This window comes from Aeromonas sp. 62-46 (assembly GCF_001898585.1).
GTDB lineage: Bacteria > Pseudomonadota > Gammaproteobacteria > Enterobacterales > Aeromonadaceae > Aeromonas > Aeromonas caviae.
The window spans coordinates 33,419-58,429 of the sequence record NZ_MKUI01000019.1 but is presented as its reverse complement, the minus strand read 5'-3'; the positions used below and the strand labels follow the sequence as shown (position 1 = coordinate 58,429).

Annotated in this window: 27 protein-coding genes; 15 read left to right on the top strand and 12 right to left on the bottom strand. The window is 63.5% G+C overall.

Annotation, left to right across the window (positions count from 1 at the left end):
• Position 1 precedes the first annotated feature (1 nt).
• On the bottom strand, positions 2-1,090 hold the full coding sequence (locus tag BGO64_RS06990; protein ID WP_041212157.1) for a LysM peptidoglycan-binding domain-containing protein: 1,089 nt from the start codon (positions 1,088-1,090) through the stop codon (positions 2-4).
• A gap of 108 nt (positions 1,091-1,198) precedes the next feature.
• Here BGO64_RS06990 and def point away from each other — a divergent pair, with 108 nt between their 5' ends.
• From def to BGO64_RS06965, 5 genes are all read left to right on the top strand, one after another.
• A complete protein-coding gene (def, locus tag BGO64_RS06985; RefSeq protein ID WP_010672507.1) occupies positions 1,199-1,711 on the top strand; it encodes a peptide deformylase in 513 nt (170 codons plus the stop codon).
• 12 nt (positions 1,712-1,723) lie between these two features.
• Positions 1,724-2,668, top strand: coding sequence for a methionyl-tRNA formyltransferase (fmt, locus tag BGO64_RS06980; RefSeq protein WP_286700391.1), 945 nt, complete (start codon positions 1,724-1,726; stop codon positions 2,666-2,668).
• 60 nt (positions 2,669-2,728) lie between these two features.
• On the top strand, positions 2,729-4,021 hold the full coding sequence (gene rsmB / locus BGO64_RS06975; protein ID WP_286700390.1) for a 16S rRNA (cytosine(967)-C(5))-methyltransferase RsmB: 1,293 nt from the start codon (positions 2,729-2,731) through the stop codon (positions 4,019-4,021).
• 74 nt (positions 4,022-4,095) lie between these two features.
• Positions 4,096-5,472 (top strand): Trk system potassium transporter TrkA, encoded by a 1,377-nt coding sequence (trkA, locus tag BGO64_RS06970; RefSeq protein ID WP_010672504.1) that lies wholly within the window; start codon positions 4,096-4,098, stop codon positions 5,470-5,472.
• Positions 5,473-5,565: 93 nt separating this feature from the next.
• Complete coding sequence (locus tag BGO64_RS06965; RefSeq protein ID WP_010672503.1) at positions 5,566-7,008, top strand: TrkH family potassium uptake protein; 1,443 nt, start codon at positions 5,566-5,568, stop codon at positions 7,006-7,008.
• An 82-nt stretch (positions 7,009-7,090) separates the two neighbouring features.
• Here the strand turns inward: BGO64_RS06965 and rmuC are convergent, their stop codons facing one another.
• A complete protein-coding gene (gene rmuC / locus BGO64_RS06960; RefSeq protein WP_045522434.1) occupies positions 7,091-8,422 on the bottom strand; it encodes a DNA recombination protein RmuC in 1,332 nt (443 codons plus the stop codon).
• Positions 8,419-8,634 carry a hypothetical protein gene (locus BGO64_RS06955; protein ID WP_010672501.1) on the bottom strand — a complete coding sequence of 72 codons (216 nt, stop codon included), beginning with the start codon at positions 8,632-8,634 and terminating at the stop codon, positions 8,419-8,421. Before BGO64_RS06955 ends, rmuC begins: the two co-directional genes overlap by 4 nt.
• 137 nt (positions 8,635-8,771) lie before the next feature.
• On the opposite strand from BGO64_RS06955, the gene BGO64_RS06950 reads away from it, so the two are divergent.
• Positions 8,772-9,284 (top strand): ferredoxin-type protein NapF, encoded by a 513-nt coding sequence (locus BGO64_RS06950; protein WP_010672500.1) that lies wholly within the window; start codon positions 8,772-8,774, stop codon positions 9,282-9,284.
• Between the two features lie 52 nt (positions 9,285-9,336).
• Here the strand turns inward: BGO64_RS06950 and BGO64_RS06945 are convergent, their stop codons facing one another.
• From BGO64_RS06945 to aptA, 6 genes are all read right to left on the bottom strand, one after another.
• Positions 9,337-9,789: an Rrf2 family transcriptional regulator gene (locus BGO64_RS06945; protein WP_010672499.1), complete on the bottom strand. Its 453-nt coding sequence runs from the start codon at positions 9,787-9,789 to the stop codon at positions 9,337-9,339.
• Between the two features lie 276 nt (positions 9,790-10,065).
• Positions 10,066-10,905: a PfkB family carbohydrate kinase gene (locus tag BGO64_RS06940; protein WP_010672498.1), complete on the bottom strand. Its 840-nt coding sequence runs from the start codon at positions 10,903-10,905 to the stop codon at positions 10,066-10,068.
• A gap of 60 nt (positions 10,906-10,965) precedes the next feature.
• Complete coding sequence (locus BGO64_RS06935) at positions 10,966-11,937, bottom strand: LysR substrate-binding domain-containing protein (protein WP_041212153.1); 972 nt, start codon at positions 11,935-11,937, stop codon at positions 10,966-10,968.
• Positions 11,938-12,090: 153 nt separating this feature from the next.
• Positions 12,091-12,819, bottom strand: coding sequence for a glutamine amidotransferase-related protein (locus BGO64_RS06930; RefSeq protein WP_010672496.1), 729 nt, complete (start codon positions 12,817-12,819; stop codon positions 12,091-12,093).
• Between the two features lie 83 nt (positions 12,820-12,902).
• Positions 12,903-14,399, bottom strand: coding sequence for a CoA-acylating methylmalonate-semialdehyde dehydrogenase (locus BGO64_RS06925; RefSeq protein ID WP_039039524.1), 1,497 nt, complete (start codon positions 14,397-14,399; stop codon positions 12,903-12,905).
• Between the two features lie 97 nt (positions 14,400-14,496).
• Complete coding sequence (gene aptA / locus BGO64_RS06920; RefSeq protein WP_286700389.1) at positions 14,497-15,825, bottom strand: omega-aminotransferase AptA; 1,329 nt, start codon at positions 15,823-15,825, stop codon at positions 14,497-14,499.
• A 171-nt stretch (positions 15,826-15,996) separates the two neighbouring features.
• Here aptA and BGO64_RS06915 point away from each other — a divergent pair, with 171 nt between their 5' ends.
• The 6 genes from BGO64_RS06915 to BGO64_RS06890 all read left to right on the top strand — a co-directional run bounded on the left by BGO64_RS06915 (position 15,997) and on the right by BGO64_RS06890 (position 21,188).
• Entirely contained in the window at positions 15,997-16,539 is a 543-nt protein-coding gene (locus tag BGO64_RS06915; RefSeq protein ID WP_010672493.1) for a cupin domain-containing protein, read from the top strand.
• 251 nt (positions 16,540-16,790) lie between these two features.
• On the top strand, positions 16,791-18,287 hold the full coding sequence (locus BGO64_RS06910; protein ID WP_039039526.1) for an aldehyde dehydrogenase: 1,497 nt from the start codon (positions 16,791-16,793) through the stop codon (positions 18,285-18,287).
• Positions 18,288-18,411: 124 nt separating this feature from the next.
• A complete protein-coding gene (locus BGO64_RS06905; protein ID WP_010672491.1) occupies positions 18,412-18,585 on the top strand; it encodes a hypothetical protein in 174 nt (57 codons plus the stop codon).
• A gap of 122 nt (positions 18,586-18,707) precedes the next feature.
• On the top strand, positions 18,708-19,604 hold the full coding sequence (rarD, locus tag BGO64_RS06900; protein WP_010672490.1) for an EamA family transporter RarD: 897 nt from the start codon (positions 18,708-18,710) through the stop codon (positions 19,602-19,604).
• A 56-nt stretch (positions 19,605-19,660) separates the two neighbouring features.
• Entirely contained in the window at positions 19,661-20,464 is an 804-nt protein-coding gene (locus tag BGO64_RS06895) for an AraC family transcriptional regulator (protein ID WP_049636721.1), read from the top strand.
• Between the two features lie 85 nt (positions 20,465-20,549).
• Positions 20,550-21,188, top strand: coding sequence for a LysE family translocator (locus BGO64_RS06890; RefSeq protein WP_201902111.1), 639 nt, complete (start codon positions 20,550-20,552; stop codon positions 21,186-21,188).
• Positions 21,189-21,241: 53 nt separating this feature from the next.
• Here the strand turns inward: BGO64_RS06890 and BGO64_RS06885 are convergent, their stop codons facing one another.
• A complete protein-coding gene (locus BGO64_RS06885) occupies positions 21,242-21,907 on the bottom strand; it encodes a chromophore lyase CpcT/CpeT (RefSeq protein WP_286700388.1) in 666 nt (221 codons plus the stop codon).
• Positions 21,908-22,105: 198 nt separating this feature from the next.
• On the opposite strand from BGO64_RS06885, the gene BGO64_RS06880 reads away from it, so the two are divergent.
• Both BGO64_RS06880 and BGO64_RS06875 read left to right on the top strand, forming a co-directional pair.
• Positions 22,106-22,549 (top strand): SRPBCC family protein, encoded by a 444-nt coding sequence (locus BGO64_RS06880; protein WP_286700387.1) that lies wholly within the window; start codon positions 22,106-22,108, stop codon positions 22,547-22,549.
• 127 nt (positions 22,550-22,676) lie between these two features.
• Positions 22,677-23,333, top strand: a complete 657-nt coding sequence (locus BGO64_RS06875; protein ID WP_286700386.1) for a DUF3313 domain-containing protein — start codon at positions 22,677-22,679, stop codon at positions 23,331-23,333.
• A 60-nt stretch (positions 23,334-23,393) separates the two neighbouring features.
• Here the strand turns inward: BGO64_RS06875 and BGO64_RS06870 are convergent, their stop codons facing one another.
• On the bottom strand, positions 23,394-23,894 hold the full coding sequence (locus BGO64_RS06870) for a DUF1993 domain-containing protein (RefSeq protein ID WP_286700385.1): 501 nt from the start codon (positions 23,892-23,894) through the stop codon (positions 23,394-23,396).
• 290 nt (positions 23,895-24,184) lie between these two features.
• Between BGO64_RS06870 and ydfZ the strand changes: the two genes are divergently transcribed.
• Positions 24,185-24,382: a putative selenium delivery protein YdfZ gene (gene ydfZ / locus BGO64_RS06865; RefSeq protein WP_010672483.1), complete on the top strand. Its 198-nt coding sequence runs from the start codon at positions 24,185-24,187 to the stop codon at positions 24,380-24,382.
• Between the two features lie 104 nt (positions 24,383-24,486).
• On the opposite strand, the gene BGO64_RS06860 is transcribed toward ydfZ, so the two are convergent.
• The gene (locus BGO64_RS06860) at positions 24,487-24,828 is read right to left on the bottom strand and encodes an SH3 domain-containing protein (RefSeq protein ID WP_286700384.1); all 342 of its coding nucleotides are present in this window, start codon (positions 24,826-24,828) and stop codon (positions 24,487-24,489) included.
• Between the last annotated feature and the right edge of the window lie 183 nt (positions 24,829-25,011).

Genomic DNA, 25,011 nt, shown 5'->3' with positions numbered 1-25,011 from the left:
GTCAGAAATTACTGACCTGATAACCAGAGCCGACCAGATCCTGACTCTGCAGGATAAGACCGTAACTCAATTTGTCGTAGACCTTGAACAACATGACTCTGGCAACGGCCTCGGCAGGCAGCGATGACTTGCCGGCAGAATAGAACGCCTTGTCATAGACGGATGAATATTCCCGGTATGACACCTTGCCATTCTTGTCCACCATCTCGGCTCCCGGGCGCAGGATCTCGAGCACATCGCCCGGGGCCACCTGATCACGCGCCCCCTTGTTGATGAGTACCACATCAAATTTGCCCCCACCATGTACCTTGCTCGGCAGCTCGATCACATAGCCGGGGGAAATGGAGGGTGCCGCCTTTGGCATGAACACGGCAGAAATGCTCTCCTGCGATGGCAGCGGCATCACCTTGTCGCCCTGATACACCTCACGCCGGTTATGGGTCAGCGTCACTTTGGTGGTGTCGTGGGCAAGGTACTCCTCTGCCCGCACCGTGCCGACAAAAATCGCCTCCTGACCGAGCGACTCGCCGGTATGCTTGTCCTTGTATGCCACCCCCGGGCGATAGAGGCCATAACTCTGGCCCGGGTTCAGGGCTCCTTTCACATAGAGAATGTCGCCCTCCAGCATCCCGACATGCTTGTCATTGTTGCCGAGCACATAGGGCAGGTCCTTGCTCTGCTGGCTGTTGGCCAGAATGTGGTCGGTCTGCAGGAAGGGCGCTATCTCGCTCAGAGGCAGAGTCGGTATGGGATTGGCCTTGTTTTCATAGCGGTTCTTGGGCGAAAGACGGATAACCTGCTTGCCCCCCTGACTGGCTTTGCCGAGCCGAGGCTCACCATTGACCCAGCTCAGGTGCAGCACGTCACCGGGATAGATCCAGTGGGGATTGGCGATCTGCGGATTGATGTTCCAGAGGCGTGGCCAGAGCCAGGGTTCGGCCAGATACTGGCCCGAGATATCCCAGAGGGTGTCCCCTTTTTGCACCACATAAGTCTCGGGGTAACCGGATTTGAGCGTCAACTGCTGTGCCATGGCGCCACCGGCCAGGGCTGTCGCCAGGCAGGCGACGACGATTTGCTTCAGATACATAACACTCCCTGTTACTTCTGCACGCAAAGTGTTGCTGTTTTTTGTCGGCGTAAATGACTAGAATTACGTCAATATTGACTGCGTTTATATGAAACTAAAGAAAAAATTATGGCCATTCTAGATGTATTGCGTTTCCCCGATGAGCGTCTGCGCACAGTCGCGGCCCCTGTCGAAGCCTTTACACCCGAGTTACAACACATTGTAGATGATATGTTCGAAACCATGTACGCGGAGGAAGGCATCGGCCTGGCCGCGACCCAGGTCGACATTCATCAGCGCATCATCGTCATCGATGTCTCCGAGAACCGCGAAGAACAGCTGGTGTTGATCAACCCGGAGATCCTGGAGCAGTCCGGCAGCACCGGCATCGAAGAGGGCTGCCTCTCCGTGCCCGGCAACCGTGCTCTGGTTCCGCGCGCCGAGTGGGTCAAGGTCAGGGCGCAAGATCGCCACGGCAACACCTTCGAGCTGGAAGCGGACGATCTGCTCGCCATCTGCATACAACATGAGATGGATCATCTGGTCGGCAAGCTGTTTGTGGATTACTTGTCCCCGCTCAAGCGCCAGCGTATTCGTCAGAAGCTGGAAAAGATGGCCCGTGAAGATCGCAAAGTCCTCTGAGGATCCGCTCCATTGAACAAGCTGAAACTGATTTTTGCCGGTACCCCCGACTTCGCCGCCCGTCATCTGGCGGCGTTGTTGTCTTCCGGCCACGAGGTCGTCGCCGTTTATACCCAGCCGGACAAGCCCGCCGGTCGCGGCCAGAAGCTCACTGCCAGCCCGGTCAAGGAACTGGCGCTGGCCCACGATCTGCCGGTCTATCAACCTGCCTCCCTGCGCAATGAAGCGGCGCAGGCCGAACTGGCCGCTCTGGGTGCCGACCTGATGGTCGTCGTGGCTTATGGCCTCATCCTCCCCAAAGCGGTGCTCGATACGCCGCGTCTGGGCTGCATCAACGTGCACGGCTCCCTGCTGCCACGCTGGCGTGGTGCCGCCCCGATTCAACGCTCCATCTGGGCGGGGGATGCCGAAACCGGCATCACCATCATGCAGATGGATGTGGGGCTGGATACCGGCGCCATGATCCGCAAGGTAACCTGCCCCATCGCCAGTGATGAGACCTCTGCCAGCCTCTATGACAAGCTGGCCGGTCTGGGCCCGCAGGCACTGGTCGATACCCTGGACGCCATGGCTGCCGGCGACACCGCTGCCGAGCCCCAGGACGATGCGCTGGCCAACTACGCCGAGAAGCTCTCCAAGGAAGAGGCCCGCATCGACTGGTCGATGGACGCCGTTGCCATCGAACGCTGCATCCGAGCCTTCAACCCCTGGCCCATCAGCTGGTTCGACGTCGCCGGACAGACCGTCAAGGTGTGGCAGGCCGAGGTCGTCGCACAGGATCACGGCCAGGCAGCCGGTACCCTGCTCAAGGCCGACAAGCAGGGGATCGAGGTTGCCACCGGCCAGGGCGTGCTGCGCCTGCTGACCCTGCAACCTCCCGGCAAGAAGGCCATGTCCGTTTCGGATCTGCTCAACTCTCGCCGCGACTGGTTTGAACATGGCACGCAACTGATTTGATCTGGATTGAATTGACACAAGCGGGGCCCTGGCCCCGACTTGTGCATCTAAGGTAACGCTATGAAAACACGCGCACAGGCTGCTCTCGTCATTCAACAGGTGCTGGATCAGGGTCAATCTCTCTCCGCCGTTCTGCCTGCTGCCCAGGAGAAGGTCGCCCCTCGCGATCGCGCCCTCCTGCAAGAACTCTGCTACGGCACCCTGCGCTGGCTGCCCCGCCTCGATGCGGCGGTCAGCGAGATGATGGACAAGCCGCTCAAGAACAAGAGCCGCATCTTCCACTACCTCATCCTGGTCGGCCTCTACCAGCTCATCTATACCCGCATTCCGGCTCACGCCGCCGTGGCCGAGACCGTCAACGCCGTCAAGCTGCTCAAGGGTTCTTCCCTGCGCGGCCTCATCAACGGCGTACTGCGCAACTTCCAGCGCAGCGCCGAAGTGATCCTGCTGCGCATCGACCGCGTTCCCAGCGTCCGCCTCGGCCACCCCGAATGGCTCACCAAGCGCCTGCGTCAGGCCTATCCCGATGACTGGGAGTTCATCATGGAGGCCAACAACCAGCGCCCGCCCATGTGGATCCGCAACAACAACCAGCGCCAGAGCCGCGAGGCCATGCTGGCCCGCATGAGCGAGGTGGGTATCCCGGCCATGGCCGGTGTGGAAGGGGAAGATTGCATCCTGCTGGAGCGCCCCTGCGACGTGACCAAGCTGCCCGGCTTCGAGCAGGGTGACTGCTCGGTGCAGGACGGTGCCGCCCAGCAGGCCGCCGCCCTGCTCGATCCCCAGCCGGGCGAGTGGGTGCTGGACGCCTGCGCCGCCCCCGGCGGCAAAACCGCCCACCTGCTGGAACGCCAGCCGGCCCTTGCCGGCGTGGTTGCCGTCGACGCCGACGACAACCGCCTCAAGCGGGTGCAGGAGAACCTGGATCGCATCGGCCTTCAGGCCCAAGTGATCCACGGTGATGCCAGCACGCCGGATCTGTGGTGGCCACAGGGGCAGTTCGACCGCATCCTGCTGGATGCCCCCTGCTCCGCCACCGGCGTCATCCGTCGTCACCCCGACATCAAGTGGTTGCGCCGGGATCAGGACATCCGCGAGCTGGCCGAGCTGCAACGCCGCATTCTCGATGCCCTCTGGGGCAAGCTGAAGCAGGGCGGCACCCTGCTCTACGCCACCTGCTCCGTGTTGCCGGAAGAGAACCGGGAGCAGATCCGCGCCTTCCTGGCCGATACCCCGGATGCCCGCCTGGTGCCGTTGCATGCAGAAGACACCCCGGCCTGTCCGGGTCGCCAGTTCCTGCCCGGCGAGGCGGAGATGGACGGCTTCTACTATGCCAAGCTCATCAAGCTGTAGGCCGAACCGGCGGATGGCAGGCCCGGTGACGGGCCGCCTCATTACGAAGCAACAACCTTGAGTAAGATGGCCTTATGAAAATCATCATTCTGGGCGCAGGTCAGGTGGGTGGCACCCTGGCCGAGAATCTCGCCGGCGAGAACAACGACATCACCATCGTCGACACCGACAGCGAGCGCCTGCGCGAACTGCAGGACAAATTCGACCTGCGGGTGGTGAACGGCCACGGCGCCCATCCCAGGGTGCTGCGCGAAGCCGGCGCCCAGGATGCCGACATGCTGGTCGCCGTCACCAACAGTGACGAGACCAACATGGTCGCCTGCCAGGTCGCCTACTCCCTGTTCAACACCCCGAACAAGGTGGCGCGCATTCGGTCTCCCGCCTATCTGGTGGAGCGGGATCGCCTGTTCCTGCCCGAATCCGTCCCCGTGGATCACCTGATCGCCCCCGAGCAGCTGGTGACCGACTACGTGCGTCGCCTGATCGAGTATCCGGGGGCGTTGCAGGTGGTGGATTTTGCCGACGGCAAGGTGGGCCTGGTGGCGGTCAAGGCCTATTACGGCGGCCCCCTGGTGGGCAATGCGCTCTCCACCCTGCGGGAACACATGCCCAACATCGAAACCCGGGTCGCCGCCATCTTCCGCCAGGGGCGCTCCATCCGCCCCCAGGGCACCACCATCATCGAAGCCGATGACGAGGTGTTCTTCGTGGCCGCGGCGGGCCATATCCGCGCCGTGATGTCGGAGCTGCAACGCCTCGAGAGCCCCTACCGGCGCATCATGATCGTCGGCGGCGGCAACATCGGCGCCGGCCTTGCCCGCCAGCTAGAGAAGCGCTACAGCGTCAAGCTCATCGAGCGCAACCAGAAGCGGGCGGAGCAGCTCTCAGAACACCTGGAACACACCATCGTCTTCTGCGGCGATGCGGCGGATCAGGAGCTGCTGGCGGAGGAGCACATCGACCAGATCGACGTCTTCATCGCGGTGACCAACGAGGATGAGGCCAACATCATGTCGGCCCTGCTCGCCAAGAAGATGGGGGCCAAGAAGACCATGGTGCTGATCCAGCGCGGCGCCTACGTGGACCTGGTACAGGGCGGCTCCATCGACATCGCCATCTCCCCCCAGCAGGCCACCATCTCGGCCCTGCTGACCCATGTGCGCCGTGCCGACATCGCCAACGTCTACAGCCTGCGCCGCGGGGCGGCCGAAGCCATCGAGGCGATCGCCCACGGGGACGAGAACACCTCCAAGGTGGTGGGCAAGACAGTGGGCGAGCTCAAGCTGCCCCCGGGCACCACCATAGGCGCAGTGGTGCGCGGTGATGAGGTGCTGATCGCCCACGATCGTACCCAGATACAGCAGGATGACCACGTGGTGATGTTCCTGGTGGACAAGAAGTACATCCCGGAAGTGGAGCGTCTGTTCCAGCCCAGTCCCTTCTTCCTGTAAGCCAGCCATGTCTCTGGCAACGGTATCCGGACCCGGCCCCTTTTCTCAGGAAAGGTCCGGGTCTTTTTTCAATCAACGACCAGGTTTTCTTGCATGATCAAGCTGCATCCCATCGTCTTCACGCTCGGGCTGGTGCTCTCCAAGCTGGCGCTCTTCATGTGGCTGCCCACCCTGCTGGCCCTGCTGACCGGTTCGGAAGGTTTCGTCGAATTTCTCAAGTCGGTCTTGATCACCCATGGTGCCGCCCTGCTCTGCCTCCATTACGGTCGCAAGGCAGAGTTTCACCTCGGCGTGCGGGAAATGTTCCTGCTCACCACCTCGGTCTGGGTGGTCGCTTGCGTCTTCGGGGCCCTGCCCTTCGTCTTCATCACCCATATCGACTTTGCCGACGCCTACTTCGAGACCATGTCGGGGGTCACCACCACGGGATCCACCGTGCTGTCGGGGCTCGACGGCATGGCCCACAGCATCCTGCTGTGGCGATCCATCCTGCAGTGGCTGGGCGGAGTCGGCTTCATCGTGATGGCGGTGGCGGTGCTGCCCTACCTCAACGTCGGAGGCATGAAGCTGTTCCAGACCGAGAGCTCGGATTGGTCCGACAAGAGCGCCCCCCGCGCCAAAACGGTGGCCAACAACATAGTGCTGGTCTATCTGGTGCTCTCCATGCTCTGCTTCCTCGCCTACTGGGTGAGTGGCATGAACCTGTTCGAAGCGGTCAACCACGCCATGACGACCCTCAGCACCGGCGGCTACTCCACCTCCGATCAATCCATGTCCCACTTCTCCCACGCGGCGCACTGGATAGGCACCCTCTTCATGTTCCTCGGCGGCCTGCCCTTCCTGCTCTATGTGCAGGCTCTCTCCCGCCGTGACAACAGCCTGTTCAAGGATGCCCAGGTGCAGGGCTTCTTCTGGCTGATCGTCTGGGTGACCCTGGTCGTCACCTTCTACCTCTGGGTGAGAGACATCTACGGCTTCATGGATGCCTTGCGCATCAGCAGCTTCAATATCGTCTCCGTGCTCACCACCACGGGTTTCGGACTCGGCGACTTCGGCACCTGGGGCCCGCTCACCACCATTATCTTCATCATCCTGCTGGCACTCGGCGCCTGCTCCGGCTCCACCTCGGGCGGGCTCAAGATCTTCCGGGTCCAGGTGGCCTTCGCCCTGTTCAAGAAACAGATGCGCCAGCTGATGCACCCCTCCGCCGTGTTTCCCCAGAAGTACAACGGCCGTCCGGTCAACGACGCCATCATCCGCTCCCTGATCTCCTTCGTGCTGGTCTACTTCGCCATTATCCTGCTGATCGCCGCCCTGCTCGCCGCCATCGGGCTGGACCCCCTGACCGCCATCTCGGGCTCCATCACCGCCGTGGCCAACGTGGGCCCGGGCATGGGGCCTGTCATCGGTCCCAGCACCAACTTCGCCAGTCTGCCGGATGCGGCCAAGTGGATACTGTCGTTCGGCATGCTGCTGGGACGCCTCGAGATCCTGACGGTGGCGGTGCTCTTCTTCCCCTCCTTCTGGAAGCAATAAGCAGCCGTCCAGGCTGTTGCATGAAACGAAAAGGGCAGCCAATGGCTGCCCTTTTCGTTGTCCCGGCGAATGACGACTCCCCTCAGTCCGCCGACTCCTCCCGCTCCAGCGCCCTGTCCACCAGCGCGTCCGGCAAGGGCTTGGTCACCTCGACCCCCAGCTCGCGAAAGCGCTCGGCCTGGGCGATCAGGTTGCCACGACCGTTGACCAGCCGGCCCATCGCCTTGTCGTAACTCTCCTGCGCCTTGTGCAGGCTGCCCCCCATCTGCTGCATCTCCTCCACGAACAGCCGCAGCTTCTCGTAGAGGCGGCCGGCCCGCTCCGCTATCTGGCGCGAGTTCTGGTTCTGCCGCTCGTAGCGCCACAGGTTCTCTATGGTGCGCAGCGCCACCATCAGGTTGGTTGGGCTCACCAGCAGGATGTTGTGTTCCAGCCCGTAGCGCACCAGTGAAGGGTCCGCTTCCAGGGCAGCAAGGAAGGCAGGCTCCACCGCCACGAACATCAGCACATAGTCCAGGGTGCGCACCCCGGGCAACTGCTGGTAGTCCTTGCGGCCCAGCTCGCGGATATGGTTGCGCACCGAGGCGACGTGCTCCTTGAGCGCCACCGCCTTCTCCAGATCGTCAGCGGCGTTGTACCAGCGCTCATAGGCGGTCAGCGACACCTTGGCGTCGATGATGATGTCCTTCTCCTGGGGCAGATGGACGATGACGTCGGGCTGGTAGCGCTTGCCCTTGTCCACCTCGATGTTGACCTGGGTGTGGTACTCATGCCCCTCGCGCAGGCCGCACTCGGAGAGGATCCGCGCCAGCACCACCTCCCCCCAGTTGCCCTGCTGCTTGCTGTCGCCCTTGAGGGCCCGGGTCAGCGCCGCCGCCTCTTCGGTCATGCGGGCGTTGAGCTCGGCAAGGCGCTCCAGCTCGAACTTGAGGTTGTGGCGCTGGGCCGTCTCCTGGGCGTGGGTCTCTCCCACCTGGCGGCGAAAGCCCTCCAACTGCTCCTTGAGTGGAGTCAGCAGGAGATCCATGCTGTTCTGATTCAGTTCGCGGAAGTTTCCAGCATTTTGTTCAAAGATACGATTGGCGAGGTTCTCGAACTGTTGGCCGAGGCGCTGCTCAGCCTCTTGCTGCAACTGCAGCTTCTCGGCGCTGGCGATGCGTTCGCTGCGCAGAGTCGCCTCGGCCTCCTTGAGGCGGGCGGTGAGCTTGAGCAGCAGGGTCTGCTGCTGATCCAGCTTCTGCTGAGCCAGCATCTTCTCGTCCTGCAGCGCGTCCCAGCGATCCTGCAACCCCTGATAACGCTCCTCCAGCAGCAGCGCCTCTTCACGGCCGCTGCGTCGCCCCCACCACCAGCCGAACAGCAGCGCCAGCCCGCCAGCCAGCATGGCAGGCCACCAGGTCAGCAGCGGGGTCATCGGCGCCCCCGCTGGCGCAGGAAGAGTTCGAGATAGCGGTTGAGCAGCAACCAGATCAGCACATAGAGCAGATAGGCCGCCAGCACCACCCACTTGTGGCTGTTGACCCCGGTATCCAGTTCACTGAACTCGATACCCTTGAGATGGCAGTAGGCCCACATCAGCAGGGGGAAGACATAGAGCAGAGAAGCACGCCACAGAAATAGCCACATGAGTTCATTCAATCCCGCAAAAAGACCCGCCTAGCTTACACAAGGGCAACCCGGCTTGCGATCCTGCCCGCCGCTATTCTCTGGCTTGCCGGCCTAAAACTGGATAAAATTAACCCCTAATAGGTATAGAGGTGGGCATGACGCATTTTTTCTGTCGCTGGCTGGCACACGCATGGGGGAGCCCCCGCAGACCCGAGGTGGTCTGCCATGAGGCACGCCCGCCCTGGGCCATCGACGAGTCCCAGTTCCTCACCCTCTGCACCCGTTGTGGCGACTGCTTCAAGGCATGTCCCAACGGCCTCATCAAGCCCGCCGATCGCCCCGAATATGACGGCAGCCCCATCGCCGGTACCCCAGTGCTGGATCTCGCCTGTGGCCAGTGCAGCTATTGCGGCAGCTGCGCCAGAGCCTGCCCCACGGGCGCACTGGATCTCTGCCTCGGCCGTCAGGTGCAGACCCGGGTCAGGATAGAGGCGAGCTGCCAGGCCCGTCAGGGCTACTACTGCCTGCTGTGCGAAGATGCCTGCCCCCAGCAGGCGATCAAGGTCGGCAGCGAGGGAGTGACCGTCAACATGGCCGCCTGCGATGGCTGCGGCGCTTGCGGCCTCGCCTGTCTGCACGGAGCCATCACCCTTGTGCCCCAGCTCTGACCGCTGGCAATGACAGAGGGGCCCGCAGGCCCCTCTGTCATTCACCGTGGCATCATGCCATGGTCAGGATATTATCCTGCTCTATACCGAGAAGGTGGCACAGACGAGTTGGATCCCGCACCGCATCCGCCAAAGTGTACTCCCCCAGCACCTCGAGGAAGGCGTGCATGGCGCGGCGTAGAATGCCCTGGATGCGGCAGCCCCCGGAGAGACGGCAGTTTTCGCGCTTGCAGTCCACCGGGCAGAGCACGTGCTCCATGTCCATCACCACATCGCGCAGGTTGATGGAGACGGCGGCACGGCCGAGGCGGATGCCCCCATGCTTGCCACGCACCGTCTCGATGTAACCTTTGATGCCGAGCTGATGCACTATCTTGACCACGTGATTGCGGGAGATGGCGAAGGTGTCGGCCACTTCCGTGATGGTCGACAGGCGATCACCGGGCTGGATGGCCAGGAAGGTCAGGGTACGCAGGGCGTAGTCGGTAAATCGTGTCAGTTGCATGGTCGCACTTGCCTCTTACTACAAGCCAGAAATCAGGACGACAGCCGGTGGCCAAAGAGGGGGGTCTGCACATGCGTGCGCACGGGATGGGCTTCTTCGACCGAGTCGTGAAGTCACAAGGGTAAGAGCAGCCCGGGCGGGTGTCGACGAAGATGTACATAAATCGACACTTTCTTTGATTGATCGCAAACTTGCCGCCTCGGCGAGGGGTTTTGGCGGTTTCCGTCGACAAACCCCCACCTCCTCTGCCATCGCCGGAGCCGTTGTCCGGCGAGTTCAGTGGGGCTGTTTCAGCCAGTTGCGCAGCGCCTGGGAAGGGATGGAGCTCTCTGAGGCCACCGCGAAAGCGCCCCAGTCCACGGCGCACTGCAGCGCATCGGCCATGGCCATGCCCCGCGCAAGACCGTGGATGAGGCCGCCCGCGAAGGCATCCCCCGCCCCCGTGGTATCCACCACGGAGACCGGTCGCGCCGCCACCCTGACCTGCTCCTCCCCGTGAATGGCCACGGCGCCCGCCTTGCCCTCGGTCAGCACCAGCCATTCGAGCTGATCCCCCGCGAGCTGGCGGGCATGCTGCCAGGGGTCGCTCACCTCGCCGAGATCGGAGCGGGAGGCCACCAGCACGTGGCAGGGGCGGCGGGCCTGCCCCCCCTTGGGATATTGGGCCACCACGAAACTCTTGGCGAGCATCTGGCGCATGTAGCCCACGATGGCGGTGCCCGGATAGTTCACATAGAGGCAGTCCACCCCTTCGGTCGGCAGATCCCCCGGCAGATCCGGACGACGTGGGCGCCTGAGGATGGTGCGTTCACCGGTGGCGTCCACCAGCACCAGCAGCTCGCCGGTCTCGCCGCCAAAGCGTTCCACATGGCTGCAATCCAGGCCGTATGAGGCAGCCTGCTCCAGCAGCCAGTCACCGGTGTCGTCCAGCCCGACCCGGGAGGCGATGATCACCTCGTGCCCCGCCCACACCAATCCGATGCCGGTATTGGCGGCGCCGCCGCCGAGCCTGCGCCCCTGATCCACATATTGCAGCCGCGCCCCCGCCACCAGGGGTTCGGCCAGGGAGAGCACATGATCACAGTTGAGATTGGCGAGCAGCAGGATGCGGGACATGGAAACCTCGGCGGGAGGAGGCCGACACCCCGGGGTGCCGGCACAGAAACGGAAGCGGGATCAGTAGACGGGCAGCTCCACCCCTGACAGCAGCTCGTCGATGCGAGCCTGGGTCGGCTGCTGCATCACGTTCTGGATCATCTCCTTGGTGAGATGGGGGGAGAAGGAGCTGATGAAGTCATACATGTAGTTCTGCAAGAGGATGCTCTTGCTGAAGCAGATCTGGGCCGGGCAGGGCTCGAACAGGTGCTCCAGATTGATGGCCACGAGGCCGGGGGCATCGCTATCGTTGGCTACCAGGGAGGAGATGATGCCGATGCCAAAGCCCAGCTCCACGTAGCGCTTGATGACGCCTGCATCCATCACCGTCATGTAGTAGTTGGGAGTGAGGCCGGCCGCCTGGAACACCCTGTCCTGCACCTGACGCCCGGTGGCGCCGCTCTCGTAGCTCAGGATGGGATACTGGCAGAGCTGCTCCAGGGTCGGCTTCTTCACCTTGGCCAGGGGGTGCTCCTGGGGCACCACCAGGGAGAGGGTCCAGAGGTAGGCGGGCAGCGCGATCAGCTCCTTGTCGAAGCCTATCTCGTGGGCCACGATGGAAAAATCCGAGTATCCCTTGCTGATCTGCTCCTTGGTGGCGGACATCACAGGATGCAGGTGGAACGAGATCTTGGGGTACTTTTTGGTGAAGTAGGTGACGCTTTTCGGCAGCAGGTAGCGGGCGATGGTGTGGGTGGTGTGGATGTTGAGGGTGCCCACGGTCGGATCCAGGTACTCCCGGGAGATGGCCTTGATCTTGCTCTCGATATTGAGCATGGCCTCGGCACACTTGATGATCTCCTCCCCCACCGGGGTGATCCGGTGCAGGTGCTTGCCGCGGCGCTCGAAGATGCGCACCCCCAGCTCGCTCTCCAGCAAGCCGATCTGCTTGCTCACCCCAGGCTGGCTGGTATAGAGCGCATCGGAGGCAACGGAGACGTTGAGATTGTGGTCCCGCACCGCGATCAGATACTTCAACTGCTGTAGTTTCAAGGTTGCCCCCTCACAGACTGACGCGGCGCTCGTCGATGGACTAGGCCGCCAAAAATGGCGGCCAGTGTATCATCCGGACTGGGCATATCGCCGCTTGATCCTTCATTTTGCTACAAAATCTAGCATCAGCGCGGTGGATATGACAAACGGGGTTCAGCGCGCGTCGGCCCCGATCGGCAGGATGCCGAGGAACTGCAGCAGCCACTGCATCATGGTGGCGGAATCCACCTCCCCTTCCAGGGAAGAGAGACTGCTCTGGTAATGTGCATCGGGCAGCCTGTCCCGTCGCCGCTCGATCAGGGCCCGGTTGTACGCCACCGAGAATTCCGGGTGCCCCTGGATGGCGACGATGTGATCCCCCTGCAGGAACATGAAGTTGGGGCAGAAGTCGTTGCCCGCGAGCAGGGTCGCCCCCGGCGGAAGCTGCTCCACCTGATCCTGGTGGCTTGCCAGGATGCGGATGGTGTCCAGCCCCGGCGCCATCCAGGGTTTTGTCGTCTGCATGGCATGGACCGACACCCCCAGCCCCCACCCCTTGGTGGACTTCATTACCTCCCCTCCCAGCGCCTGGGCGATCACCTGATGGCCGAAGCAGACCCCGGCCAGCTTGACGTTGGCATCGTGGGCCCGGCGGATCCAGTCGCGCAGCGCCAGGATCCAGGGGATGTCACTGTAGGCATCGTGACGCGAGCCGGTGATGAGCCAGGCATCGCATTCGGTCAGATCCGGGGGCAGATCGCCGTCGAGGGCGGACCAGACCCGAAATTCCAGCTCGGGGGCCAACGCCCGGAAACCCTTGATAAACATCTCGGAGTAAACGGGACCAAAATCCCCCACCAAATCGGGGTCCAGCCGGTCACAATCGAGAATACCCAGTCGCATCTGTTACTCCTTGACAGAAGCGCCCCCGCAGACCGGTGGCCTGCGGGGGCAAGAGATTAAAGCCATTGCAGCGAGCCGGCGGCTCACTTCATGGTCGGCATGGAGAACTCGGCGCCGGCGCGCAGGCTCTGGGGCCAGCGGGCGGTCACCGTCTTCATCCGGGTGTAGAAGCGCACCCCATCCGGCCCGTGCATGTTGAGCGGCCCGAAGATGGACCGTTTCCAGCCACCAAAGCTGTGAAACGCCATGGGCACCGGAATGGGAACGTTCACCCCTACCATACCGACCTGAACCCGCGTGGTGAAGTCCCTTGCGGTATCTCCGTCACCGGTGAAGATGGCGGTGCCGTTGCCGTACTCGTGTTCGTTGATGAGGCGCAGGGCCGTCTCGTAGTCCGGGGCCCGCACGATGGCGAGTACGGGGCCGAAGATCTCCTCCCGGTAGATGCGCATCTCGGGGCCGACCCGATCGAACAGGCTACCCCCGATGAAGTAGCCCTCGCCATGGCTCAGGCCCCGGCCATCCACCACCAGCTCGGCCCCCTCGGCCACCCCCTGATCCACGTAGCCGCGCACCTTGGCCAGGTGTTCCCGGCTGATGAGGGGTCCCATCTCGTTCTCCGGACTCTGACCGAGACCGGGGCCGACCCGCAGGGCCGCCACCAGGGGCGAGAGCTTCGCCACCAGGGCATCGGCTGTCTCGTCACCCACCACCACGGCCACCGAGATCGCCATGCAACGCTCGCCCGCCGCACCATAGGCGGCCCCCATCAGGGCGGAAACCGCTTGATCCAGATTGGCATCCGGCATGACCACCATGTGGTTCTTGGCGCCGCCCAGGGCCTGCACTCGCTTGCCGTGGGCCGAGGCGGTGGCATAGATGTACTGGGCGATGGGGGTGGAGCCGACAAACGACACGGCACCGACCCTCGGGTCGGTCAGCAGCACGTCCACCACCTCCTTGTCACCGTTGACCACGTTGAGCACCCCGTCCGGCAGGCCCGCCTGCTTGAGCAGTTCGGCCATGCGCAGGGAGAGGGACGGATCCTTCTCCGAGGGCTTGAGGATGAAGGTGTTGCCGCAGGCCAGGGCCACCGGGAACATCCATAGCGGCACCATGGCAGGGAAGTTGAACGGGGTGATGCCGGCGCAGACCCCCACCGGCTGCATCATGGAGTGACTGTCCACCCCGCGGCCCACGTTGAGAGAGTGCTCCCCCTTGAGCAGGTGGGGAATGCCGCAAGCAAACTCCACCACCTCCAGCCCCCGGGTCAGCTCCCCCTGGGCGTCGGAGAAGACCTTGCCGTGCTCGCGGCTGATGAGCTGGGCCAGCTCGTCCCTGTGCTGCTCCATCAGCTCCTTGAAGCGAAACAGCACCCGGGCCCTCACCAGCGGCGGGGTCTGGGACCACTCCCCAAAGGCGCGTTCGGCGCAGGCAATCGCCTCGGCACACTCGTCGGCCGTGCTGAGAACGACGGAGCCCTGCTGCTGGCCGGTGGCCGGATTGAAGATGGCACCGAAACGCTCGCTGCGACTCTCGGTCGTCTCGCCGTCAATGAAGTTGTCGATCCTGTAACTCATAAATCCTCCGTGATGGGTCATCCGTTCTCCCCTCGCCGCGCCGGGGCAGCACAGGGGGATGACGCCCGGGACGAGCGCCATCCTGTGTGATGTGGGGTCAGTCCTGGGCCTGCAGGGCGTCCTGCAGCAGGGTGAAGAGATCGTCGATCTGGCTGCGCTCGATGATGAGGGGAGGCGACAGGGCGATGATGTCGCCGGTCACCCGGATCAGCGCCCCCTTCTCGAAACAGCGCACGAACACCTCGTAGGCCCGCTTGCCCGGCGCATCGGGTATGGATTCGAGCTCGATGCCCGCCACCAGGCCGTAGTTGCGCACGTCTTTCACGTGCTTGCAGCCCTTGAGAGAATGGGCCGCCTCCTCCCAGTAGCCCGCCAGCTCGGCTGCCCGGGTCAGCAGATTTTCGCTCCGGTAGATCTCGAGGGTGGCCAGACCCGCCGCCGCCGCCACCGGGTGGCCGGAGTAGGTGTAGCCGTGGAACAGCTCGATGGCCCCCCTGCCCGCCGCCATCATGTCGTCATAGATATGGTTTTGCACCAGCACGGCCCCCATGGGGATGGCGCCGTTGGTGAGCCCCTTGGCGCAGGTGATCATGTCGGGGATGACGTCGAACTCCTGGGCGGCGAAGGGGGAGCCGAGGCGGCCGAAACCGGTGATCACCTCGTCAAAAATCAGCAGGATGCCGTGTTTGGTACAGATCTCCCGCAGCCGCTTGAGATAGCCCTTGGGGGGCATGATGACCCCGGTGCTGCCGGCGATGGGCTCGACGATGACCGCCGCGATGTTGCTGGCGTCGTGCAGGAAGACAATCTTCTCCAGTTCATCGGCCAGGGTGAGGTCTTCTGCTGGCAATCCCTTGGTGAACGCATTTTTCCCTATGTTGAGGGTGTGGGGCAGATGATCCACCCCGGTCAGCAGGGAGCCGAACCACTTGCGGTTGCCGGGAATGCCCCCCACCGAGATGCCGCCAAAACCCACCCCGTGGTAGCCGCGCTCGCGGCCGATGAGCCGGGTACGGGTCCCCTGGCCGCGAGCCCGCTGCCAGGCCAGCGCAATCTTGAGCGCGGTGTCCACGGACTCCGATCCGGAGTTGGTATAAAAGACGTGACCGAATCCCTTGGGGGCGATCTCCACCAGCCGGTTGGCCAGCTCGAACGGCAGGGGGTGGCCCATCTGGAAGGTGGGGGCAAAATCGAGGTGGGAGATCTGCTGGGAGACCGCCTCGGCGATCTCGCGCCGACCATGGCCTGCGTTGCAACACCAGAGTCCGGCAGTGCCATCCAGTATCTTGCGGCCATCCTCTGAGTGATAATACATCCCCTCTGCCGACTTCAGGATGCGCGGCGCCGCCTTGAATTGCTGGTTGGCGGTGAACGGCATCCAGAATGCGGACATGTCGGGGGTATTGATGTCGCTGACAGGTTTCATGGTCACCTCATCCTTAAGGCGTTTAGTAACACCCGGCTCATGCCTATTAAATTAAACACCTAAATCCATAAAAAAGGGCTTTTATCGCCCGGCTTGGTGTCACCCCTCAGGGGTGGTATAAGATATTTAACACAATTTTAATAATAGTAAACAGTCAAGGAGTGTCTATCGATGGATATCGGTCACCGCCTCAAGGCGGTTCGCACCAAGGCGGCCCTCTCCCAGCGCGAGCTGGCAAAACGCTCCGGTGTGACCAACGGCTTTATCTCCCAGATCGAGAAAAATCAGGTGAGCCCCTCGGTGGCTTCCCTGCGCAAGGTGCTGGAAGGCATCCCCATGTCATTGGCCAGCTTCTTCACCGACGAGACGGAGATGGATTCCGAGGTGATCTTCCGTGCGGACGACATGCCGGATCTCGGCACCCACCCCATCAGCTACCGTCTGGTGGGTCACAGCCGCGCCAACCGCGCCATCGGCATGATGCAGGAGATACTGCCCCCGGGCGCCGACACCGGTGACGACATGCTGAGTCACGAAGGGGAAGAGTGCGGCATCGTCATCCGGGGTCAGGTAGAAGTCACGGTAGGCGAGCAGGTTCACCTGCTGGCACCGGGGGATGGCTACTACTTCGACAGCCGCACTCCCCACCGTTTTCGCAACGTGGGGGATCAGGAGTGCGTGCTGATCTCGGCCAACACGCCCGCCAGCTTCTGACGGGCCTTCTCCCGGAACAGCCCGCCGGGATCCACCCCTGCCCGACCCGGGGATCAGGCCAGCGACAAGGGCTCCAGCCCCGCCGCGCGGCCCCCGACACCACAAGCCAGGGCGCCCGGTTTGCTCCGCCGTTGGCCCGGGTTGTTCGGGGTCAGTGTTTAATGAATTGTTACAAGATGGATTTACAAGCGGCGGGATGTTTAGCATATTGATACGCGGAGACTGACTTTCTGCCGGTTCAAGGAGTGAACATGAGTGACCTGACCCTGGCCCAGTGGCAACACAAGGCCGCCCATCTGACCCTGCCCTCGCAAGCCTTTATCGACGGCACCTACCGGGATGCCGTCAACGGCGCCACCTTCGATTGCATCAATCCGGCCAACGGCCAACTGCTGACCAGGGTCGCCTCCTGCGACGCCGCCGATGCCGAGCTGGCGGTCAAGGCGGCCCGTGCCGCCTTCGACGACAAGCGCTGGTGCGGCCTCTCTCCCAAGCAGCGCAAGCTCATCATGCAGCGCTTCGCCGAGCTGATGCGCCTGAACCTGGTGGAGCTGGCACTGCTGGAGTCCCTGGATATGGGCAAGCCCATCGGCGACGCCATGGGGTATGACGCCCCCGCCGCCGCGAACTGCATCGCCTGGAACGCCGAGGCGATAGACAAGATCTACGATCAGGTCGCCCCGGTGGAAGAGTCCGCCCTGGCACTGGTGACCCGCGAGCCCCTCGGTGTCGTGGCTGCCATCGTGCCCTGGAACTTCCCCCTGGTGATGGCCTGCTGGAAGCTGGGCCCGGCGCTCGCCACCGGCAACTCGGTGATCCTCAAACCCTCCGAGAAATCCCCCCTCACCGCCCTGCGCATCGCGGGTCTGGCGAAGGAGGCGGGCATCCCCGACGGCGTCTTCAACGTGCTGCCGGGCTTTGGTCACACCGTGGGCGAGGCGCTGGCCATGCACATGGACGTCGACTGCATCACCTTCACCGGCTCCACCAAGATCGGCAAGCATCTGGTGCAGTGCTCCGGCAAGTCCAACCTCAAGCGCGCCTTCATGGAGTGCGGCGGCAAGAGCCCCAACATCGTGCTGGCGGATGCGCCGGATCTGGACGCCGCCGCCAGAAGCGCCGTCGGAGCCATCTTCTACAACCAGGGAGAAGTGTGCACCGCCGCCTCCCGCCTGCTGGTGCAAAACAGCATCAAGCCCCAGTTCATGGAGCGGCTGCTGGCCCACGCCCGCGAGTGGATCTCGGCCAACCCGCTCGACCCCACCACCCGCATCGGCGCCATGGTGGACCACATCCAGATGGAGCAGGTGCTAAACTATATCGCCATCGGCCAGCAGGAGGGCGCCAAGCTGCTGCTGGGAGGCAAGCGTACCCAGCCCGAGGAGGGCGGCTACTACATCGAACCCACCATCTTTGACGACGTGACCCCGACGATGCGCATCTTCCGCGAGGAGATCTTCGGCCCCGTGCTGGCGGTGACCGGCTTCGACACCCTGGAAGAGGCCATCGCCCTTGGCAACGACACCGACTACGGCCTGGCCGCGGCGATCTGGACGGCGGATCTCAACCAGGCGGTGAAAGGGTCGCGCGCCCTGCGCGCCGGCACCGTCTTCGTCAACAACTGGGATGGCGGCGACATGACCATGCCGTTTGGCGGTTTCAAGCAGTCCGGCAACGGGCGCGACAAGTCCCTGCACGCCCTGGAGAAGTACACCGAGCTGAAAAGCACCTGGATCCAGCTCGAATAACGTCATAAATGACGCTTATCAACAAAACAGGGGGAGAAATCCCCCTTTCTCATTTTTACTCTTTTATCCCCTCGCTCAATCGATATAATCGTCAAATAGCAAGCCATTAAATTTAAAGATAAAAATGCTGTTTTTTCTGGGAAGTGTACTGTTTCTGGTGGTGGGATTGCCGCTGTTGTTCTTCGTGCTGGGTCAGGGGGAAGCCTATGTCACCTGGGGCCCCTGGATCTCCGCCATCGCCCTCATGCTGTGGCTGCTGATGGACGTGGAGAAGATCCGCCGCGGGGGCGGTCGCTGAAGTCGCTCCTGCTGTTAAAATCCCGTCAGACCCATTTATTGTCTTCTTTCCCTGCAAAAGGATCGCTACACTGACTTTTTGCGATGTTTCCCGACATCCGCACTCCAGTGAAGGTTATCCGCATGCAACAACAGATCCAGCGCCAGGGCGTCCTCTATGCCCTCGGCGCCTACACCCTTTGGGGCCTGGCACCCATCTACTTCAAGTCCCTCTCCGCCGTGCCGGCCGCCGAGATCCTGACCCACCGCATGATCTGGTCCTGCGCCCTGCTGATGGTGCTGGTGCTGCTCGGACGCCAGTGGCACAAGGTGCAGGCGGTGCTGCGCCAGCCCAAGGTGCTGCTCACCCTGGCCTTCACCTCCGTCACCGTCGGCGGCAACTGGCTGCTGTTCATCTGGGCCATCAACAACGGCCACATGCTGGATGCGAGCCTGGGCTACTACATCAACCCCCTGTTCAACGTGCTGCTCGGCATGGTGTTTCTGAGCGAGAAGCTGCGCCGCCTGCAGTGGTGGGCGGTGGGGCTCGCCTTTGTCGGTGTCGCCGTCCAGCTCATCGCCTTCGGCTCCCTGCCCTGGATAGCCCTGGTGCTGGCCTCGAGCTTCGCCATCTACGGCCTCATTCGCAAGAAACTGGCCCTGGACGCCCTCACCGGCCTGCTCATCGAGACCCTGATCATGCTGCCGCCGGCCGCCTTCTATCTGTGGGGCATCGCCGACAGCCCCACCAGCCACCTCACCCAGAATGACTGGCACCTGAACCTGCTGCTCATCGCCGCGGGCGCCGTCACCACGGCCCCCCTGCTCTGCTTCACCGCGGCGGCCACCCGGCTCAAGCTCTCCACCCTGGGCTTCTTCCAGTACATAGGCCCCAGCCTGATGTTCATCCTGGCGGTGACCCTGTATGGCGAGGCGCTGGCGCTGGACAAGATGATCACCTTTGGCTGCATCTGGAGCGCCCTGGTGCTGTTCAGCCTGGATGGCCTGCGCAGCGGCAAGCGGCGCCAGGAGGCCGGCTGAGGCGCCGGCGCAATAATCTACAAGCCAAGGGGCCGCTTTCGGGGTATCAATAGGGGATGAACGCACCCCAATCCCGCATCCACTACTGGCAATCCCGGCTGCTGCCGGGGGTTGAACTCTCCCACTCCCACCACAGGGAGTTCAGCTATGGCCGCCACGTGCATCTGGACTATCACATCGGTCTGGTGCAGCGGGGCGGCCAGAAGTTCATCCACAAGGGGAACAGCCACAACCTGGTGCGCGGCGAACTCTCCACCGTCAACCCGGACGAGATGCACGACGGCCTCAGCCTGCTGCCGGAAGGGTACGAAGTGCGGGTCTTCTCCATCGCCCCCGAGCAGCTGGCCCGCTGGCTGCCGGAGCACCCCGAGCCCTTTTTCCACCAGGGATTGCAGAGCCGCCCCGACCTCTATCAGGGCTTTGCCCGCCTGCACATGCACCTGGACGGCCCTTCCCCCGACGGCCTGCTGGCGGAGAGCCAGTTGCTGGCCCTGCTGGGCGAACTGTTCCGGCTCGCCCCCGAGCGCCACGCCCTGGCGGATCCCCAGCTCAGGTTCCTGCGCGACCATCTGCTGGCCCGGCTGGACGAGCGACACACCCTGGAGGATCTGGCCGCCCTGTTCGGGCTGGATCGCTTCGCCTTCCTCCGTCAGTTCAAGAAGAAGACCGGCATGACCCCCTATGCCTGGCTCAAGCGGCTGCGCCTCGAACAGGGCAAGCGCCTGCTCGGCAGCGGTCTGCCGGTGAGCGAGGTGGCACTGGCGGTGGGCTTCTTCGATCAGAGCCACTTCCACCACGGTTTTCGTCAGGCCTTCGGGCTCACCCCGGCGGAGTATCGCCAGCAGATGCTGCCCGCCTGAATCGTCGCTGCTGCAATCTTTTACAATCTCCCGTCCCCCGTCCTGCCCCATGCTGTCACCTCCATACCGCTGTCGGAGGTCTTTTATGTTCACCAGCCTGTTTCTGACCCTGGGTCTCGTCCACCTCGTCGCCCTGGCGAGCCCGGGCCCGGATTTCGCACTCATCCTGCGCACCAGCCTGCACAGGCCCACCGCCCTCGGGGCGGCCCTTGGCATCGCCCTTGCCATCCTGCTCCACGCCACCCTCAGTCTCACCGGCATCAGCCTGCTGATCGCAAGCCAGCCCTGGCTCTTTCTCGCCGTGAAACTGGTGGGTGCCCTCTATCTGGGCTGGCTGGGCTGGGGGGCGCTGAAGGCGGCCTGGCAGGGAAGCGGGGATCTGGCGCTGCGCGCCGGAGGCGAGCGGCCGGGCTGGCGCAAGGGGGTGAAGAGCGGGCTGGCCACCAATCTGCTCAACCCCAAGGCGATGCTGTTCTTCATGGGACTGCTGGCCGCCATGGTGACGCCCCAGGTGGATGGCCTGACCCGGGGACTGCTGATCCTGGAGCTGTTCCTGCTCTCCCTCGTCTGGTTCAGCGCCCTGGCCTGGAGCCTCTCCACCCCCCGCGCCCAGCACCTGCTCGGCCGCATCCAGCGCCCGCTCAACCTGATGACGGGCCTGCTGTTTGGCGCGGTCAGCCTCTCCATCCTGGTGGGTCTGCAAGGGCACTGGCCGGCGGCCTGACCGGCACGTCCTTTATGGCGGCAAGCAGGGAGGGGCCTTGACGGACGGCGCGACTACTCCCCGCGCCGCATCCCCTTGCGCAGGTAGACGTAACCCTCCCCCGGGCTGCCCCAGCGCTGATGGGCGCCGTTGTCATAGGCCCTGTCCAGCAACCGGACGCTGTCCGGGCCGATCCAGAGGTACTGCACCAGGGTGGTGGCACCGCCAAAATCGGTGGCGCAATGCCCGACCCGGGTCTGTCCCTTGTACTCCCCGCCCGGCTGGCGGGTCAGCCAGATCTCGCACCCTTCGCGCAGGGAGAGTTGCTGGGGGGTGAGGGAGTCAAGCAGCTCGGGCCGACGCCAGGCGCCGGCAAAATCCGTGGCCCTCGGCATGGTCAGTTCGGCCATCAGGATGCGGCCATCGGGCAGGGAGGAGAAGCGGTAGATGCGCTGGCGAAACGGTCGCTGCGCCCGCTCGGTCAGAAACTGCTCCGCATAGACCCAGCGAAAGGGGCCTTCCCCGGGCCAGATCTCCACCAGCCGCAGCTCGGCGCTGGTGAAGCGGGCATCGAAGGTGGCCTGCTCCTGGCTGGAAAACTCCCCCGAGAACCAGGAGAGCAGGGGCTCCAGCCTCCCCTGCGTGGCATGGGGGCCGGGGGCCGTCACGAAGGGGACGGGCGCCGCCCAGATCAGGCTGGCGTAAAACAGCCCCAGCAGGGCCGCCATCAGCTTTGTCATCGAATCCTTCCGAGTCGCTTGCATGGCGGCGATTATATGAGCGAACGGTGACAATAACCTCTATCTTGATCAACTCCTTGAAGAGAAAACGAAAAATCCTCTCTGCAGGCGAAAGGAGGCGACGCACCCCCGCAGGCCACGGGGATGACGGCTATCCTTGCTGCGACCCGTCCCTGTTGCCACCAAGAGGAGTCCCCCATGAACACAGTCACCCTGCATCGCGTACTCAAGGCCCCGCCACAGCGGGTATACCAGGCCTTTATCGAGCCGGACGCCCTGGCCAAATGGCTGCCCCCCCATGGCTTCACCTGCAAGGTGGCAGCACTGGAGGCCCGGGTCGGCGGCCAGTTCAGGATGTCGTTCACCCACTTCGCCAGCGGCCACACCCACGCCTTCGGCGGCGAGTATCTCGCGCTGGAGCCGGGCAAGCGCATCCGCTACACCGACCGCTTCGACGACCCCAACCTGCCGGGGGAGATGCAGGTCACCATCACCCTCACCCAGGTGCTGTGCGGCACCGATCTCGCCATCGAACAGGCGGGTATTCCGGCGGTCATCCCGGTGGAGATGTGCTACCTCGGCTGGCAGGAGTCCCTGATGCAGCTCGCCACCCTGGTGGAGCCCGAGATCCCCGCCGAGTGACCTGACACGGGGGCTCCCCCGGTGGCCCCCGCATAGATACCCCTTGTGAGAGAGGGGCCTGATCAGGTATCTCTGTGGGCAGGGCGGGCTGCGTTCTTGCAGCGACCATCCACCGCCAGGAGCCCCCATGAAACGAGTCTTGATGATGACCATGGCCGCCGCCCTGCTGGGCGGGTGCGCCGTGAAGAACCAGGTCACCCACAGCCTGCAGGCGATCCCGCTCACCGCCTTCCAGCAAAGCGAGAGCAACCCCAACCAGCGCATCTACAAGGAGCCCGGCGTGGATCTGCACCAGTACCATCAGGTGCTGCTCGACCCCTTGCAATTCATCCGCCAGGAGAATGGCCAGTGGTATCTGCTGACTGCCAACGAGCAGAACGAGATAGGCCGCTACTACCACGCCACCTTCCAGCGGGAGCTGATGAGCCAGGGCGTCAAGATGGCTACCGAACCCGGTCCCGGCGTGATGCGGGTGCAGGCGGCCATCACCAACTTCGACCTGACCCGCCCCGACCCCAAGCTGCGGGATCTGCTGCCCGCCAAGATCGCCATCAACGTCACCCGCGAGGTAATAGGCAAGGAGCCCTATCTGCTCAGGGTGGGCAGCATGGCCCAGTTGCTCGACGCCCAGAGCGGCAAGCTGCTGGTGCGGGTGATGGACGCTCGCGAGAGCCCGGACACCACCCACAAGGATTCCCCCATCACCGCCGAGGAGATGGAGAAAATGATCGATCAGTGGGCCGCAAGTCGCGCCAAACAACTGGCCGACAACCTGGGGCGCTGAGCCGGGCCGAAAACGACAAAGCCTGCCAGGGGGCAGGCTTTGTCGTCGCTGAAGCACGGCTTATTGCAGGTTCAGACCGCCCAGGTAATCCCGCTTGCCCAGATCCACCCCGGCCTGGCGCAGCAGGGCATAGGTCATGGTGAGGTGGAAGTAGAAGTTCGGGATGCCGTACTCGTGGACGCAGCTATGGCCGTCCATCCCCTTGCCACCGGCCCAGTAGGGGTAGTAGTGGCCGCTCGCATACTGGCTGAAATCCGCCTCCAGCTTGCCTTGCAGGTAGGCAATGGTCTTGGCCACGTGGGCGCGCAGATCCGCCATGGTCTTGGGATCATCCCCCAGCACCGGCGGCTCGCTCAGGCTGGCGGTGGCCACCACGGCGCGGGCGCTGTCACAGCAGATCAGCACCTGCTTGCTCAGGGGCAGCATGTCGACGATGAGGCGCTCATTGAAGAAGTTCTCCACGTTGAATTTCTTTGCCTCGGCGTGGGCCTCGGCCTTGGCCAGACACTGGTCCAGGTTGGTCAGCATCTTGATGAACTGGGCTGCGATATCACGATTCATAATGCACTCTCGGTTGGTTGAAGGCAGTAAAACGAGCGGCTCCACTATAGCGCATCCCCCTTGCAGTTCGAGCCCGAGGGGATGAAAAGCGAGGGCGTCCTCCGTGCCCTGCGACAGGCAGTGGCGATCACCGGCGGGCAGCGAGACCAGCGCGCCATACCCCGTCGCCGCACCGCGTCCCTCTTTCCCCTTTTTTTGATCTGTGACAGGCATCTCGTTTTTCGAGGGGCGTAGTCTGGAGCCCGTTGCCCCGGCACGGGCCGGGGCACCCATCCCACAAGGAGAATGCCATGAAGATCTACGATCGAAACCGCAATGTGCTGACCCTGGGCCAACGGGTGATGATTGCCGCCACCGGCGCGGTCGACACCCTCAAGGAGGCGCACACCGACAACCTGACCCCCTATGAGGCGGAACATGAGAAGTGCGTGCTGCTGACGAACAGCCAGGAGCGCTACGCCCCCATCGAGTTGATTAGACTAGGCTGATCCCGTTTTCCGTCACCCTACTCTTTACAATTCACCCGGCCGCACACCATGTCGCTGGCCGGGTTTCTCTCTCCGCTCTACTCCTTCTCCGAGCCGCTGCCACCTTATGAGGGCGAGGCGATGCAGCTGGCCGGGATCCAGCCTGAGCCCCCCGCTTCGTTGTGAACCCAGAGCCAGCCTGCCAGCTCCCGATCCACCCGTACCCGCTCCCCCGCCGCCACATCCAGCTCCCGGGCGGTATAGTCCTGGCGCGCCTGCGCCTCCTCGGCGCTGATCGGGGTCAGCATGGACAGGGGCGCCCACCCCTCGTTGCCGTCTGCGGTAAAGGTGCGCACCCAGCCCGGGAACTCGTCGTCCTCGTGGCCGATGCGCACCCGCTCTCCGGCCCGAAAGGCGATGGGATTGGGGTAGCAGGTGTGGTGCGCCGTGGTGATCAACGCCAGCATTGTCTCTTCCTCCGACAGGTTCTGTTTGGTGACGCCCCGAGTCATACCACAAGCCGGGCCTGACGGCTCTATGCCGGGCCGATTCTTTCTGGTCACCCCCGGACTGCCAGGATCCCCTCTGCCAGCGGCAGGCCATAAAAAGACCCGGACTGACAGTGCAGTCCGGGTCCAGTCACCCCTGCT

Coding starts and splice junctions, on each gene's coding strand:
- BGO64_RS06990 (WP_041212157.1), bottom strand. CDS start 1,090: ATGTATCTGAAGCAAATCGTCGTCGCCTGCCTGGCGACAGCCCTGGCC.
- def (WP_010672507.1), top strand. CDS start 1,199: ATGGCCATTCTAGATGTATTGCGTTTCCCCGATGAGCGTCTGCGCACA.
- rsmB (WP_286700390.1), top strand. CDS start 2,729: ATGAAAACACGCGCACAGGCTGCTCTCGTCATTCAACAGGTGCTGGAT.
- trkA (WP_010672504.1), top strand. CDS start 4,096: ATGAAAATCATCATTCTGGGCGCAGGTCAGGTGGGTGGCACCCTGGCC.
- BGO64_RS06965 (WP_010672503.1), top strand. CDS start 5,566: ATGATCAAGCTGCATCCCATCGTCTTCACGCTCGGGCTGGTGCTCTCC.
- rmuC (WP_045522434.1), bottom strand. CDS start 8,422: ATGACCCCGCTGCTGACCTGGTGGCCTGCCATGCTGGCTGGCGGGCTG.
- BGO64_RS06955 (WP_010672501.1), bottom strand. CDS start 8,634: ATGTGGCTATTTCTGTGGCGTGCTTCTCTGCTCTATGTCTTCCCCCTG.
- BGO64_RS06950 (WP_010672500.1), top strand. CDS start 8,772: ATGACGCATTTTTTCTGTCGCTGGCTGGCACACGCATGGGGGAGCCCC.
- BGO64_RS06945 (WP_010672499.1), bottom strand. CDS start 9,789: ATGCAACTGACACGATTTACCGACTACGCCCTGCGTACCCTGACCTTC.
- BGO64_RS06940 (WP_010672498.1), bottom strand. CDS start 10,905: ATGTCCCGCATCCTGCTGCTCGCCAATCTCAACTGTGATCATGTGCTC.
- BGO64_RS06930 (WP_010672496.1), bottom strand. CDS start 12,819: ATGCGACTGGGTATTCTCGATTGTGACCGGCTGGACCCCGATTTGGTG.
- BGO64_RS06925 (WP_039039524.1), bottom strand. CDS start 14,399: ATGAGTTACAGGATCGACAACTTCATTGACGGCGAGACGACCGAGAGT.
- aptA (WP_286700389.1), bottom strand. CDS start 15,825: ATGAAACCTGTCAGCGACATCAATACCCCCGACATGTCCGCATTCTGG.
- BGO64_RS06915 (WP_010672493.1), top strand. CDS start 15,997: ATGGATATCGGTCACCGCCTCAAGGCGGTTCGCACCAAGGCGGCCCTC.
- BGO64_RS06910 (WP_039039526.1), top strand. CDS start 16,791: ATGAGTGACCTGACCCTGGCCCAGTGGCAACACAAGGCCGCCCATCTG.
- BGO64_RS06905 (WP_010672491.1), top strand. CDS start 18,412: ATGCTGTTTTTTCTGGGAAGTGTACTGTTTCTGGTGGTGGGATTGCCG.
- rarD (WP_010672490.1), top strand. CDS start 18,708: ATGCAACAACAGATCCAGCGCCAGGGCGTCCTCTATGCCCTCGGCGCC.
- BGO64_RS06895 (WP_049636721.1), top strand. CDS start 19,661: ATGAACGCACCCCAATCCCGCATCCACTACTGGCAATCCCGGCTGCTG.
- BGO64_RS06890 (WP_201902111.1), top strand. CDS start 20,550: ATGTTCACCAGCCTGTTTCTGACCCTGGGTCTCGTCCACCTCGTCGCC.
- BGO64_RS06885 (WP_286700388.1), bottom strand. CDS start 21,907: ATGACAAAGCTGATGGCGGCCCTGCTGGGGCTGTTTTACGCCAGCCTG.
- BGO64_RS06880 (WP_286700387.1), top strand. CDS start 22,106: ATGAACACAGTCACCCTGCATCGCGTACTCAAGGCCCCGCCACAGCGG.
- BGO64_RS06875 (WP_286700386.1), top strand. CDS start 22,677: ATGAAACGAGTCTTGATGATGACCATGGCCGCCGCCCTGCTGGGCGGG.
- BGO64_RS06870 (WP_286700385.1), bottom strand. CDS start 23,894: ATGAATCGTGATATCGCAGCCCAGTTCATCAAGATGCTGACCAACCTG.
- ydfZ (WP_010672483.1), top strand. CDS start 24,185: ATGAAGATCTACGATCGAAACCGCAATGTGCTGACCCTGGGCCAACGG.
- BGO64_RS06860 (WP_286700384.1), bottom strand. CDS start 24,828: ATGCTGGCGTTGATCACCACGGCGCACCACACCTGCTACCCCAATCCC.